13 protein-coding genes are annotated in these 13825 nt (G+C 72.3%); 8 read left to right on the plus strand and 5 right to left on the minus strand.

Annotated features, from left to right (window positions below):
* Nucleotides 1-57: 57 nt before the first annotated feature.
* A complete protein-coding gene (locus BXY45_RS02060; RefSeq protein WP_172601912.1) occupies nt 58-1593 on the minus strand; it encodes an APC family permease in 1536 nt (511 codons plus the stop codon).
* A 114-nt stretch (nt 1594-1707) separates the two neighbouring features.
* On the opposite strand from BXY45_RS02060, the gene BXY45_RS02065 reads away from it, so the two are divergent.
* Nucleotides 1708-2982: a saccharopine dehydrogenase family protein gene (locus BXY45_RS02065; protein ID WP_109772583.1), complete on the plus strand. Its 1275-nt coding sequence runs from the start codon at nt 1708-1710 to the stop codon at nt 2980-2982.
* Nucleotides 2983-3001: 19 nt separating this feature from the next.
* Entirely contained in the window at nt 3002-3730 is a 729-nt protein-coding gene (locus BXY45_RS02070) for an AAA family ATPase (protein WP_245961605.1), read from the plus strand.
* Nucleotides 3731-3766: 36 nt separating this feature from the next.
* Here the strand turns inward: BXY45_RS02070 and BXY45_RS02075 are convergent, their stop codons facing one another.
* Nucleotides 3767-4165 (minus strand): hypothetical protein, encoded by a 399-nt coding sequence (locus BXY45_RS02075; RefSeq protein ID WP_109772585.1) that lies wholly within the window; start codon nt 4163-4165, stop codon nt 3767-3769.
* 95 nt (nt 4166-4260) lie between these two features.
* On the opposite strand from BXY45_RS02075, the gene BXY45_RS02080 reads away from it, so the two are divergent.
* The 3 genes from BXY45_RS02080 to BXY45_RS02090 all read left to right on the plus strand — a co-directional run bounded on the left by BXY45_RS02080 (nt 4261) and on the right by BXY45_RS02090 (nt 6470).
* Complete coding sequence (locus BXY45_RS02080) at nt 4261-4776, plus strand: GNAT family N-acetyltransferase (RefSeq protein WP_109772718.1); 516 nt, start codon at nt 4261-4263, stop codon at nt 4774-4776.
* Between the two features lie 70 nt (nt 4777-4846).
* Complete coding sequence (locus BXY45_RS02085) at nt 4847-5278, plus strand: hypothetical protein (protein WP_109772586.1); 432 nt, start codon at nt 4847-4849, stop codon at nt 5276-5278.
* A 40-nt stretch (nt 5279-5318) separates the two neighbouring features.
* Nucleotides 5319-6470, plus strand: a complete 1152-nt coding sequence (locus BXY45_RS02090; protein WP_170131261.1) for an alpha/beta hydrolase — start codon at nt 5319-5321, stop codon at nt 6468-6470.
* 2 nt (nt 6471-6472) lie between these two features.
* Here the strand turns inward: BXY45_RS02090 and ypfJ are convergent, their stop codons facing one another.
* The 3 genes from ypfJ to BXY45_RS02105 form a co-directional block, all read right to left on the minus strand.
* On the minus strand, nt 6473-7366 hold the full coding sequence (gene ypfJ, locus BXY45_RS02095) for a KPN_02809 family neutral zinc metallopeptidase (RefSeq protein WP_109772588.1): 894 nt from the start codon (nt 7364-7366) through the stop codon (nt 6473-6475).
* Between the two features lie 66 nt (nt 7367-7432).
* On the minus strand, nt 7433-8848 hold the full coding sequence (gene gabT / locus BXY45_RS02100) for a 4-aminobutyrate--2-oxoglutarate transaminase (RefSeq protein ID WP_109772589.1): 1416 nt from the start codon (nt 8846-8848) through the stop codon (nt 7433-7435).
* Between the two features lie 4 nt (nt 8849-8852).
* Nucleotides 8853-9902 carry a lysylphosphatidylglycerol synthase transmembrane domain-containing protein gene (locus BXY45_RS02105; RefSeq protein ID WP_170131262.1) on the minus strand — a complete coding sequence of 350 codons (1050 nt, stop codon included), beginning with the start codon at nt 9900-9902 and terminating at the stop codon, nt 8853-8855.
* 31 nt (nt 9903-9933) lie between these two features.
* On the opposite strand from BXY45_RS02105, the gene dxr reads away from it, so the two are divergent.
* The 3 genes from dxr to ispG all read left to right on the plus strand — a co-directional run bounded on the left by dxr (nt 9934) and on the right by ispG (nt 13808).
* Entirely contained in the window at nt 9934-11139 is a 1206-nt protein-coding gene (dxr, locus tag BXY45_RS02110; protein WP_211319146.1) for a 1-deoxy-D-xylulose-5-phosphate reductoisomerase, read from the plus strand.
* 3 nt (nt 11140-11142) lie between these two features.
* A complete protein-coding gene (locus BXY45_RS02115) occupies nt 11143-12537 on the plus strand; it encodes a M50 family metallopeptidase (RefSeq protein WP_109772592.1) in 1395 nt (464 codons plus the stop codon).
* 107 nt (nt 12538-12644) lie between these two features.
* Nucleotides 12645-13808, plus strand: coding sequence for a flavodoxin-dependent (E)-4-hydroxy-3-methylbut-2-enyl-diphosphate synthase (gene ispG, locus BXY45_RS02120; RefSeq protein WP_109772593.1), 1164 nt, complete (start codon nt 12645-12647; stop codon nt 13806-13808).
* Nucleotides 13809-13825: the final 17 nt, after the last annotated feature.

Raw genomic sequence — 13825 nt, forward strand, 5'->3', positions numbered from 1 at the left:
GATTCCGTGACAATTAGTCAAGATTGACGCGGAATCCGTCGCATCGCGAGGGCTGGGTCAGAGGCCGGCGATGGGTGGCGTGCCGGTGTCCGGCACGAGCACCTCGGTCTTCTCGTTGAGCGTCTCGCCACGGAAGAACGCCCTCAGGCGGATCGCGCAGAGCAGCATCAGCGGGACACCGAGCGCGAGCATGCCGACGCCCAGGACGAAGACGCCGCCGATGCCAGCGATCACCGTGTCGCCGTAGTCGGTGTGGGCCATGTCGTAGACGCTGTAGCCGAAGATCACCAGCATGAACAGGCCGCCGAGGAACGGCAGGATGCCGCGCAGCCACAGGTTCGCCGCGGACTGCCGCAGCGTGCGGCGGAAGAACCACACGCACGCGAAGCTCGTGATGCCGTAGTAGAACGCCACCGCCAGGCCCAGGCTGGCGATGGAGTCGGCCAGGGCGTTGGTGCTGATGAGCGAGAGCAGCACGTAGAACGCCGTGGCCGTGACCCCCATGACCAGCGTGGAGAAGCTGGGCGTCTTGAAGACCGGGTGCACGGTGCCGAACTTCGATGGGAGCGCCTTGTAGACGGCCATGGCCAGCGTGCCGCGCGCCGTCGGCAGGATGGTCGACTGCGTCGAGGCAGCCGCCGAGAAGGCAATGGTGATCATGAGCAGGATGGCGAGGGCAGGACCGCCCAGGGGGTCACCGAGCACCGTGATGGTGTCGTCGACGTTCTCGGGGTTGCCCAGGCCGATGCCGGTGGTCCCGAAGCCGCTGTACGCCTGGATCGCCGTGGCCACCGCGGTGAAGGTGACCACGAGGATGACCGTGGCCAGCGTTGCCGCCCTGCCGGGGATGCGGTCGGGGTCCTTGCTCTCCTCGTTGACGGCCAGGCACGCGTCCCAGCCCCAGTACAGGAAGATGCACAGCACGATCGCCGCGACGGCGTCGCTGAAGCTGATGCCCGTCGGGATGAACCAGCTCAGCTCCGGCTGCACGGCCTGCGGCCCAGCGGAGCCGGTGTAGACCGCCACGAGGGCCCAGCCTGCGAGCACCACGAGGAAGACGAACTGCCAGGAGACCAGCACGTTCTGCATCCGCTCGGAGATGAGGATGCCGCGGTAGCTGACGTAGGTCATGACGGCGATGAACGCGACGGCGAAGGCCATCCGCCCCCACTGGTTGTCGGCCAGACCGTCGAGCCCGACCACCCGCAGCGTGTAGATGGCTGCGATCTCCGCGACGTTGGCCAGCACGATGATGGCCGACACGGCGACGCCCCAGCCGCCCATCCAGCCGACGACCGGACCGAACGCCTTCGTGGCCCACGTGAAGGTGGTGCCGCAGTCGGGCACGGCCTTGTTGAGCTGCTGGTAGGCGATGGCCGTGAGCACCATCGGGATGAAGGCGACGATGAACATCGCCGGCGCCTTCTCGCCCACCCCGAGGTAGCCGAGCGTTGCCGCCAGACCGTAGGCCGGCGCCGTGGACGCCAGTCCGATGACGGTGTTGCCCCACAGGCCCAGCGTGCCCGTCGCGAGGCCCTTGCCCTCGCTCGTGCTCCCCGCTGTCGGTGGACCTGCGCTGACTTCCGATGCCACATCGACCTCCAGGTCACTCGCGCGGCGCGGATCGACCGGCCTGACGCCGCATCATGGCCCCGAACCGACGGAAGTGACAGCCTCCAGGGCGAATCGCGGCGATAACCTCCGTCGATGAGGATCCTGATCGTCGGTTCCGGAGGTGTAGGGGATGCGTTGTCGCGCATCCTCGCCCGGCGCTTCCGCGCCGCGCCGTTCGCCGACGCGGTCGTCGTGGCCGACTACGACGCCGCCCGCGCCCAGCGCACGGTCGATGCTGTGCGCCACCGCGAGGGCGAGATCGTCGCGGGCCCCTTCCGCGCAGCCCGCGTGGACGCCTCCGACGCCGCCTCCGTGGAGGCCCTGACCCGCGAGGTCGGCGCCACGCACGTCATGAACGCCGTCGACCCGCGCTTCGTCATGCCGATCTTCACCGGCGCGCTCGCCGCGGGCGCGGACTACCTCGACATGGCGATGTCGCTGTCGAAACCCCACCCCACCGAGCCCTACGCGAAGACCGGCGTGAAGCTGGGCGACGAGCAGTTCGCCCTCGCGCCGCAGTGGGAGGCCGCCGGCCGCCTCGCCCTGGTCGGGATTGGCGTGGAGCCCGGCCTTGCCGACGTCTTCGCCCGGTACGCCTGCGAGGAGCTATTCGAGACCGTCACCGAGCTGGGCGTGCGCGACGGGGCGAACCTCACCGTGGCCGGCTACGACTTCGCGCCGTCGTTCTCCATCTGGACGACGATCGAGGAGTGCCTCAACCCGCCCGTCGTCTGGGACGACGGCGCGTGGAGCACCCTGCCTCCGTTCAGCGAGCCGGAGGTCTTCGACTTCCCCGGCGGCATCGGGCCCGTCGAGTGCGTGCACGTCGAGCACGAAGAGGTGCTCCTCATGCCGCGCTGGCTCCAGGCCGACCGCGTGACCTTCAAGTACGGGCTGGGCGCGGAATTCATCGACGTCCTCAAGGCCATCCGCAAGCTCGGGCTCGACAAGACCGACCCGATCGAGGTCAAGGGCGTGCGGGTCAGCCCCCGCGACGTCGTGGCGGCTTCTCTGCCCGACCCGGCCACCCTCGGCCCGCTCATGAGCGGCGCCACCTGCGCCGGGCTCCTCGTGACCGGCATCGGCAAGGGGGAGGGCTTCGAGGGGCGGCCCCGCGAGGTCTACCTGCACCATGTGGTCGACAACGCGTGGTCGATGGCGGAGTTCGGTGCGCAGTGCGTCGTGTGGCAGACCGCGGTGAACCCCGCCGTCGCCCTGGAGCTGCTGGCCGACGGCCGCTGGTCCGGCGCGGGTGTGCTCGGCCCGGAGGCGCTGCCGCACCGCCCCTTCCTCGACCTGCTCGCCGCGGACGACGGCTACGCCAGCCCGTGGGTGATGCAGGAGCGCACGCCGTCGTCGTCCTCCTGACCTCCGGCATCCTTCGGCCGTGGACACCTCGCGATGGGGCCTGCCGGTGCGCAGGGTGGAGCGGAACCCCAACGCCGCCCCACCACCACGCGACGAGTGGCCGATGACGGTGCCCGCCGTGGCGCAGCTCGTCCACGAAGGTCTGGACCTCGGGCCGGCCACCGTGCTCGTGGGGGAGAACGGTGCGGGCAAGTCCACGGTGCTCGAAGGAATCGCGTGGGCCTTTGGGCTGGACAGCCGCGGCGGCTCACGGAACACGCGGGGCATGCTCAGCGACGACGAGCCCGACCCGGTCGGGCGCGCACTTCGCGTGGTGCGCGGCCCCGGAGCCGGGCGCTGGGGATTCTTCCTGCGCGCCGAGACGATGCATCAGGTCTTCGAGACGATCGCGGGCGGTCGTGACGACCCCGGCGACTTCCACGCGATGAGCCACGGCGAGGCGTTCAACGCCCTCCTTGGCACGAACCGCTACCGAGGGCCGGGGCTCTACTGCTTCGACGAGCCCGAGAGCGCGTTGTCCTTCACCAGTCAGCTCGCCCTGCTCGCGCAGATGGCCGACCTGGTCGCCACCGGCACCGCCCAGGTGCTGGTGGCGACCCACTCACCGCTGCTCGCCGCCCTACCGGGAGCTCGGCTGCTGCTGGTCGACGACGACGGGCTCACCGACGTCCCGTGGGACGCCCTCCCGCTCGTCGCGCACTGGCGGGCGTTCATGGACGACCCGCGCCGCTACCTGCGCCACCTCTGACGCACCATCTCCGGCGCGCCAGGGCAGCCAGGGGCGTCAGGGGCGCCCTCCGACATTGCTCCCGCTGGTCGTGCCGGTGGTCGGGGGCACCGGCGTGAGCGGGGTCGTCGAGCCCGGCTGCCCGGACGCGGCGCTCGTCGTCGTCGTTGTTGTTCCCGAGGGGGATGACGACCCGGAGCCGGGGAGCTTGTCCTGCACGGCCTCCTTGACCGACTGCACCGTCGAGCTGTTCACCGCGGCGTCCTTGGCGCTGGCCGCGGCGGTCTTGGCGCTGTCGACGGCGGTGGCCTGGGCCTTGTCGACCGTCGACTTCACCTTCGGGTCGTTCCACAGACGCGAAACGGCCGAGGCGATCTGGTCGTACCGCTCGCGGCCCGCCCGGGCACCGAGCACGTAACCGATCGCGGCGCCGATGAGGAGCGACTTCTTGCCCACGGGGTCCTCCAGGAGTGGTGAGGGGCTGGTGTCCCGGTGTTCTCCAGGTGGACCACGTGTCTACCGCGCCACGGGGCTCCTGGCACGCTGGCGCCGTGACGCAGCTCGTGCTTCTCGAGGCCGCCTACGACAGCCCGCTGGTGACCGAGCTCGTGGACGAGGTCCAGGCCGAGTACGTGCAGCGGTACGGCAGCCCCGACGAGACGCCCCTGAGCCCCGCCGAGTTCGCCCCGCCCGGAGGCGCCTTCTTCGTGGCGATGGTCGGCGGAGAGGCCGTGGCCACCGCAGGACTGCGCGACCACGGGGACGGCGATGTCGAGCTCAAGCGCATGTACGTGCGGGCCGCCCACCGCCGCCGCGGGCATGCCCGCCAGCTGCTCGCGGCCGTCGAGGAGAGGGCGCTGGCCCTCGGGCACCGCCGCATCGTGCTGGAGACCGGGTCGCTGCAGCCCGAGGCTGTCGCCCTGTACCGCAGCGCGGGCTACGAGCCGACCGCGCCGTTCGGGTACTACGCCTGTGCTCCGCTGAGCATCCACCTGGCCAAGACGTTGGCGGGGCAGAGTCCCCTTGCCGGACCGCTGGACATCGGAAGTCCTCCCCCTCGGGGATGACGATCGGCGCAGCCCGGCCCCGACCGCGGTCGGTCGCGGCCACGTCGCCGGCCCCGGCAGGCTGGTCGCTGTGGTCGACGTACGCCGAGAGGGCTGGGAAGCCGGCGGCGAACCGCGGCCGTCGCGGGCCGCGGATCCGCTGCGCGTCAGCGTGCTGGAGAAGGACCCCGAGCTGCCGGGGTGGGCGCAGGCCGACCCGGCGTGGTCGCCACTCGTGCTCGGGTGGGCCGACGGGCGAGGTCGCCCCGTCGGTGACGCGCTGGTGCTGCGCCGCCGCGTGCCGGGTAGCCGCCGCTTCCTTGCGCTCCTGCCGGAACCGCCGCGGCTCGGTGGCCTGGAGCGCGAGGCATCGCTGTGGCGGCCCCCGGCGGTGGCCCTGCTGAGAGCCCTCGGTGCCTTCGCCGTGCGGATCGGGTTCGGAGTGCCGTCAGCTCCGCACGCGCTGCCCCGTTCAGGGGGCGTCATTCCTCGGCGCGCTGGCCTCCCAGGCGATCACCGCTGAACGTCCAGGGATCTCGCAGTCACTTCACGAGGATGGTCACGTGAGTCTCACCGGGCCCCTGCTGCAGTGGGGCAGCGTCGCCGTCGCCGCCGCGGCGTTCGTCGTCGTCGTCCTCCTCTGGGGCCGTCTGGCGCGTCGCGGTGCCGTGGCGCTGGTGGCCCGCGCTGTGGCGCTCCTGGGCGTCAACGCGCTCGTCGTCTTCGCGCTGCTGATCTCCGCGAACAACCACTTCGCCTTCTACAGCGGCTGGGACGACCTGCTCGGTGCGAACGCCGACGCGGTCGTGAGGACCACGGGGGCCAGCCGCGGCACCGAGACGAAGGCGCAGGCCGACGCCCTGCTCGCCGGCACCACCAAGCCCACCGGACCGCGCGGCACCCCTGTCGACGGCTACGGGGACCGCGTCCAGCAGCTGACCGTCACCGGAGCGTCCGGCGTCACGAGCACCGCGCTCGTGGTCCTCCCGCGCGGCTACGACGACCCGTCCCAGGCCTCCACCACCTACCCCGTCGTCGTGGCCCTGCACGGCTACCCGGGCAGCCCCAAGCAGTGGCTCACCGCCCTGGACGTGCGCCCCGCCGTGGAGGTGGCGGTCAAGGCGGGCCAGATGGCCAACCCGATCGTCGTCATCCCCGACCTCGGGATCCCGGCGGGACGCGACAACGAGTGCCTCAACGGCCCGGAGGGACAGCCCCAGGTGGAATCGTGGCTGTCCAACGACCTGCCGAAGGCCGTCGAGGCGAGCTACCGCGCCCGCACCAGCCCGCAGGCGTGGGCGGCGATGGGCTTCTCGATGGGCGGCTGGTGCGCCGCCGAGCTGACGATGCTCCACCCCCAGCAGTACGGCGCCGGCATCGTCATGGGCGGCTACTTCCAGTACGACCCCGCCAGCGGCTACGCCCCCTTCCCCAAGAACAGCCCCGAGGCGCAGGCGCACGACCTCGTGGCGGTAGCCAAGAACACGCCGCCCGCGGTGTCCCTGTTCGTGGCCTCCAGCCAGGACGACCCCGAGAGCTGGCCCACGACCAAGGCCTTCCTCGCGGCGGCCAAGGCGCCGATGTCGGTGACCTCGCTCATCGCCAAGACCGGCGGCCACCGCAGCGACGTGTGGGCCGCGCAGATGCCCCAGGCGCTGGTGTGGCTCGGCAAGACGGTGCCCGGCTTCGCACCCTCGGGCACGCCGCAGCCCTGACCTCAGAGCTGGGCGCCGCTGGTGTCGCAGGTGGCCGGGTCGCCGGAGTCGTAGCCGGTGGAGAACCATCGCTGCCGCTGCTCGGCGGTGCCGTGCGTGTACGTCTCCGGGTCAGTGCGGCCGGTGGCCGCCTCCTGGATCCGGTCGTCGCCGACGGAGGCGGCTGCTGACAGTGCGTCGGCTACGTCCTGCTGCGTGAGTGGTCGCAGCAGCGGCTGGCCAGTCTGCGGATCGGGCGTCGTGCTCGCGTGGTGGGCCCACACCCCGGCGAAGCAGTCCGCCTGCAGCTCGCTGCGGACGGCCGTTGAGTCCGCGCCGGCCGGGTCTCCCTGGACTCCGGCCAGCAGGCCTTCCTGGTCTTGCACGGCGTGCCCGAACTCGTGTGCCACGACGTACTCCTGGGCCAGCGGTCCGCTGCTGGCGCCGAACCGGTCCGTCAGCTCCTGGAAGAAGCCGGTGTCGAAGTACGCCGTCTGGTCTCCCGGGCAGTAGAAGGGCCCCACCTCGCTGGTGGCCTCGCCGCACGCGGTGGAGACGGCACCCGTGAAGAGCGTCAGCTGTGGCTCCTGGTACTCGCCGGGGAGTAGCTGGGACCAGACGGCGTCGAGCGACTCGGCGGTGGCGATGACGCGGCAGGTGACGTTCTCGTTGGCCGCCCGTCCGGACGTGCACTCGGGAAACGCCACGCGCCCGTCGGTGACCTCCTGCTCCTGGCTACCGCCCCCGGAGCTGAGCGGGCCGCCGTTGACGACGCCAGTCAGGTCGAGCCCGAAATAGGCGCCCACCAGCAAAAGCAGGAGGCCGCCGAGGCCTCCGCCCACGGCCACACCGCGGCGGCCCCCTCCGCCGCGAGAGGCGCGGCCGGGGTCGATCTGGCCGTTGGGGTCGAACGTCACGCGGGCAGCCTGGACCCGGCGTCGTCCACCCGCCAGCCCGCCAGCCCGCCGAGCCCGTTGTGCTCGTCAGCCGGCCAGCGCCGACAGCACGGCCGTCTCGAGCACGTCGAGTGCGTCGTCCAGGAGCGCCGGCTCGATAGTCAGCGGCGGCAGGAACCGCAGCACGTTGCCGTACGTGCCGCAGGTGAGCGTGACCACGCCGGCGGCGTGGCAGGCGGCGCTGATGGCGGCGGCGCCCGCGGCGTCGGGTTCGAGGGTCGCGCGCTGCACGCCGTCGTCCTCAATCGTCTTCACCACCTCGATCGCCAGCATCGCCCCGCGACCGCGCACGTCACCGATGCCGGGACGCTGCGCCTGCAGCGCGTGCAGCCGCGCCAGCATCCGCTCCTCGACGGTGCGCGCCGCGCCCACGAGGTCGAGGTCGGCCATCGCCTCCAGCGCGCCCAGCGCCGCGGCGCACGCCACGGGGTTGCCGCCGTAGGTGCCGCCGAGGCCGCCGGAGTGCACGGCGTCCATGACGTCAGCGCGGCCGACCACACCGGCCAGCGGCAGGCCGCCGGCGACGCCCTTGGCGAGGGTGACCAGGTCGGGGCGCACGCCCTCGCGCTCGCAGGCGAAGACGTCGCCGGTGCGCGCGAAGCCGGTCTGTACCTCGTCGGCGACGAACAGCGCGCCGTTCTTGCGGCACCAGGCGGCCAGCGCGGGCAGGAAGCCGGGGGCGGGTTCGATGAAGCCGCCTTCGCCCTGGACGGGTTCGATGACGACGCAGGCGACCTGGTCGGCGCCGACCTGGGCTTCGATGACGGCGATGGCGCGGGCTGCTGCTTGTTCTCCGGTCATGCCCTCGGGGTCGCGGAAGGGGTAGCTCATGGGCGCGCGGTAGACCTCGCCCGCGAAGGGCCCGAAGCCCTTCTTGTAGGGCATGGCCTTGGCGGTCATGGCCATGGTGAGGTTGGTGCGGCCGTGGTAGGCGTGGTCGAAGACGACGACGGCGTCGCGTCCGGTGGCGTGCCGCGCAATCTTGACGGCGTTCTCCACGGCTTCGGAGCCGGTGTTGAACAGCGCGGCCTTGGCCGGCCCCTCGATCGGTGCCAGGCGCACGAGCGCCTCGCAGACCGCCACGTACTCCTCGTACGGGGTGACCATGAAGCAGGTGTGGGTGAAATCTTGGACTTGGTCCTGCACCCTGGCCACCACCCGCGGCTGGGCGTGCCCCACGTTGACCACCGCGATACCAGCGCCCAGGTCGATGAGCTGGTTGCCGTCGACGTCGACCAGCACGGCGCCCTCGGCGCGTTCCACGAACACCGGCAGCGTCGAGCCGATGCCCTTGCTCACCACCGCGAGGCGGCGCTCCTGCAGCGCCTTCGAGCGGGGGCCGGGCACCTCGGTCACGAGCTGGCGGACCTGCTCGATCGGCTCACGCGCCCCGGTGCCGGAGGTGCTGGCGGTGGACGAGCGGGGGTCGGCCGTGGTGGTCATCCCTTCAGGCTATGCCGGGGGAGGCTGGTCGGCGCTGCCGATGAAGCACCCAGAGCGCCCAGCCGCTGCCGCCGACCACCCCCAGGCTGACGGCCCGGTAGAGGACGTCGGCGGCGAGCGCCTCGCCGGGCGTCGCGCCCGCGGTCACCAGGCCGACCGTGAGGGCGGCATCGACGACGCCCAGCCCCGCGGGCACCAGGGGGAACGATGCCGCGGCCATCGCTGCGGTGTAGGCCAGCAGCACGTGCTCCGGGCGCAGCCCCTCGATGCCCGCGGCCGTGCAGCACAGCCACAGTGCTGCGGCGTCGAGCACCCAGTTGGCCAGTGCGCCCGCCCCCGCCCACACCCAGGTGGAGGGGCGCACCCGGACCGCGGCCAGCCCGTGGACGCCCTCGTGCACGCGGTGCAGCGCCGCACCCGTCCTGGGGCGCCGCCCCGACAGGCGCGCGAGCGCCGCGGTGGTGACGTCGTGCGCCGTCGAGGCCCAGGCGCGCCGCGCACCCAGCAGCCTGGCCGCCACCACGACGACGACGAACACACCGGCCGCCGTGAGCAGGTGCCCCAGGTCTCCGCGCGCCCCGGTCCACACACCGGCAGCCGCGCCCACCAGCGCCAGCGCCGCTGACGAGAGCACTCCGCTCACGGCGATGACCCATGTGGCGATAGGTCGCGGAGCGCCGTGCGCGGTCATCCGCGCGAAGTTGTGGGCCGTGGAGAACACCGGGCCGCCCGGCAGGGAGATGCTCAGCGAGTGGGCCTCGAAGGCCAGGGAGGTCATGGGCCACCGACGCGCGGCGGTGGCGGGGGCGCCAGAACCCAGCAGGAGCCGCCGCTGCATCACCGCGTAGGCGACCATCGAGGCGAGGTCGACGACGGCGGCCAGGCCCAGCGCCCACCACACCGGGTCGCTCACGGCCTGCAGCGCCCGGAGCACGTCACGGCGCCCGGCCACCAGCTCGACCACCACGACGCCGAGCAGCAGCACCACCAGCGCCCAGCGTGTGAGGCGCCACCACGAGGGCGCCGGCCGAGCCGTGACGCCTGTGCTGCTCACGCCCCCATCATCGGCGCGCGAGGATGGGGGCGTGAGCAGTGCACGCGACGTCGTCCTCCTGGGGTCCACCGGGTCGATCGGCACCCAGGCCGAGGACGTCGTCGCCAGCGCCCCCGAGCGGTTCCGCGTGGTGGCCGTCGCGGCCGGGGGCTCCGACCCCGCGCGGCTGCGGCAGCTCGCCGAGCAGGCGGTGCGCCTCGACGTGCAGGCGGTCGGCGTCGCCGACCCCGCTGCCGAGCCCGCCCTGCGCGAGCACCTGACGGTCGCGGCGCGCCAGGCCGGACGTCCCGGCTGGCTGCCGGAAGTGCTCGCCGGGCCGGAGGCTGCCGTGGAGCTGGCGCGCCGCCCCGCCGACGTCGTCCTCAACGGCATGACGGGCTCGGTGGGCCTGCGGCCCACGCTCGCGGCCTTGGAGGCGGGGACGACGCTCGCGCTGGCCAACAAGGAGTCGCTCGTGGTGGGCGGGCCGCTGGTCACGGCGCTCGCGGCGCCCGGCCAGGTGGTGCCGGTCGACTCGGAGCACTCCGCCATCGCCCAGTGCCTGCGCGGTGGGTCCGCGGCCGAGGTGCGCCGGCTGGTGCTCACGGCCTCCGGCGGGCCGTTCCGCGGGCGCTCGCGGGCCTCCCTGGCCGAGGTCACGCCGGAGCAGGCGCTCGCCCACCCGACGTGGGCGATGGGCCCGGTGGTCACCACCAACTCCGCGACCATGGTCAACAAGGCACTCGAGGTGGTGGAGGCGCACCTACTCTTCGGCCTCCCGCTGGAGCGCATCGACGTCGTCGTCCACCCGCAGTCGGTGGTGCACTCCATGGTCGAGTTCACCGACGGATCGACCCTCGCGCAGTGCTCACCTCCGGACATGCGCCTGCCGATCTCCCTGGGGATGGGCTGGCCGGACCGGGTGGAGCGCGTGGACTACGGCATCGACTGGACGCGGGCGGCGTCGTGGACCTTCGAGCCGCTCGACGAGGAGGCGTTCCCCGCCGTCGCCCTCGCCCGGTCCGCCGCGACCACCGGGGGGACCGCTCCGGCGGTGTTCAACGCCGCCAACGAGGAGTGCGTCGCGGCGTTCCTGACACGGCGACTGCCGTTCCTGGGCATCGTGGACACCGTCGCTCGCGTGGTCGACGAGCACCGCGAGCACAGCGCGCTCCCATCCGAAGGGCTGACGGTGGACGACGTGCTGGCGGCAGAGGGCTGGGCGCGCACGCGCGCCCGCGAGCTGGTGGGGGTCTGAGCAGTGGGTGAGGTCGTCGCGTGGGTCGTCGGCGTCGGGGTCTTCATCCTCGGCCTGGGACTCTCCATCGCGCTGCACGAGGTGGGTCACCTCCTGCCCGCCAAGCGGTTCGGCGTCAAGGTGACGCAGTACATGGTGGGCTTCGGGCCCACGCTGTGGTCGCGCCGCCGGGGGGAGACCGAGTACGGCATCAAGGCCATCCCGCTGGGCGGCTACGTGCGGATGGTCGGCATGTACGCGCCGCTGACCGCCGTCGTCGAAGAGCGTGTGGACGACGAGGCGCGCGCCCTGGAGGGCGACGCCGCTGCCGCTGCACGGGTGCGCCGCCAGCGGCGACAGGGACCGTTCGCGCAGATGGCCGCTGACGCCCGCGCCCAGGCCGCCGAGGAGGTGGTGCCCGGGGAGGAGCACCGCTCCTTCCACCGGCTGCCGGTCGGCAAGCGAATCGTGGTCATGCTCGGCGGGCCGGTGGTCAACCTCGTCATCGCCACCGTGCTGCTCGGCGCGTACATCACCACCACGGGTCTGCCCGAGACGACGCCCGTGGTGAGCTCGGTCTCGCAGTGCGTGCTGCCCGCTGGGAGCGCGCAGACCTCCTGCGCCTCCGACGACCCCGCCAGCCCCGCCGCCGAGGCCGGGCTGCAGCAGGGCGACCGGATCGTCTCCGTGGACGGGATCGCGGCGGACGGTGACTGGACCCGCGTCCAGCAGGCGATCCGCGCCGCCGCCGACCGGACCGTGCCGATCGTTGTCGAGCGCAACGGCCAGCAGCTGACGCTGCAGGCGCCGATCATCCCCAACGACGTGGCGCGCTTGTCCTCCTCGGGGGCCGTGGAGACCGCTCCGGACGGCAGCGTGCTGACCGACCGCGTCGGCTTCCTCGGGGTGACGCCGAGCGTGGAGGTGGTCCCGCAGCCGGTCACCGCCGTCCCGGGGTTCATGGCCGAGCAGACCTGGAACGTCGCCAAGATCGTTCTGACGCTGCCGCAGCGCATGGTGGGGGTGGCCCAGGCCGCCTTCGGCGACGCCCCGCGCGACCCCAACGGGCCGATCGGCATCGTCGGTGTCGGCCGGCTCTCCGGCGAGATCGCCAGCAGCGACCTGTTCACCTCCACCGGGCAGCGCGTGGCGGCGATCGTCTCGGTGCTCGGCTCGCTGAACCTCGCGCTGTTCGTCTTCAACCTCGTGCCGCTGCTGCCGCTCGACGGCGGCCACGTGGCGGGGGCGCTGTGGGAGGGCGCGCGCCGGAAGGTGGCCTCCTGGCGCGGCCGGCCCGACCCGGGCCCGTTCGACCTCGCCAGGCTGCTGCCCGTTACCTACGCCGTCACCCTGGTGATCATCGCGATGTCGGGACTGCTGCTCTACGCCGACGTGGTCAGGCCGATCACGCTCGGCTGATCACCCTCGGTTGCCCCAGGCGGTTGCCCCAGGCGGTTGACCCAGGCGGCTGACCTCGGCGGCTGGACCGACCGACCGGCACGGGGGCGCCGGGGGATACTGGTCGCATGGCATCGGTCCCGGTCAGCCTCGGCATGCCGAGGGTCAAGGAGGCGCCGCCCGTGCTGGCGCCCCGTCGCCCCACCCGGCAGATCAAGGTCGGCTCGGTCGGGGTCGGTAGTGAGTCTCCGGTGAGCGTGCAGTCCATGACGACGACGCCGACCACGGACATCAACGCCACGCTGCAGCAGATCGCGGAGCTGACGGCGTCGGGGTGCGACATCGTGCGCGTCGCGTGCCCCAGCCAGGACGACGCCGACGTCCTGCACATCATCGCCAAGAAGTCGCAGATCCCCGTCATCGCCGACATCCACTTCCAGCCCAAGTACGTCTTCACCGCCATCGAGGCCGGCTGCGCCGCCGTCCGGGTGAATCCGGGCAACATCCGCAAGTTCGACGACCAGGTCAAGGAGATCGCCCGCGCGGCGAACGACCACGGCACGTCCATCCGCATCGGCGTCAACGCCGGCTCGCTCGACAAGCGGATCATGGACAAGTACGGGAAGGCCACCCCTGAAGCCCTCGTGGAGTCCGCGGTGTGGGAGGCGTCGCTCTTCGAGGAGCACGACTTCCACGACTTCAAGATCTCCGTCAAGCACAACGACCCGGTGGTCATGGTGCGCGCCTACGAACTGCTCGCCGAGAAGGGCGACTGGCCGCTGCACCTCGGCGTCACCGAGGCCGGCCCCGCGTTCCAGGGCACCATCAAGTCGGCCACGGCCTTCGGAGCGCTGCTGAGCCAGGGCATCGGAGACACCATCCGCGTGTCCCTGTCGGCTCCGCCAGTGGAGGAGGTCAAGGTCGGCCTCCAGATCCTGCAGTCGCTGAACCTGCGCGAGCGCAAGCTGGAGATCGTCTCCTGTCCCTCCTGCGGACGTGCCCAGGTCGACGTCTACACCCTTGCCGAGCAGGTCACCGCCGGCCTGGAGGGCATGAGTGTGCCGCTGCGCGTGGCCGTCATGGGCTGCGTCGTCAACGGTCCCGGTGAGGCACGCGAGGCCGACCTGGGCGTCGCCTCCGGCAACGGCAAGGGCCAGATCTTCGTCCGGGGCGAGGTCATCAAGACGGTGCCCGAGCACGACATCGTGGCCACCCTCATCGAGGAGGCCAACCGCCTGGCCGCGGAGATGGGCGAGGTCGAGGGTGCTTCCCCGTCGGTCTCGGTGGGCTGACCCGGCCACCGCCGGGC

This window comes from Quadrisphaera granulorum, assembly GCF_003149145.1.
Classification (GTDB): Bacteria; Actinomycetota; Actinomycetes; order Actinomycetales; family Quadrisphaeraceae; genus Quadrisphaera; species Quadrisphaera granulorum.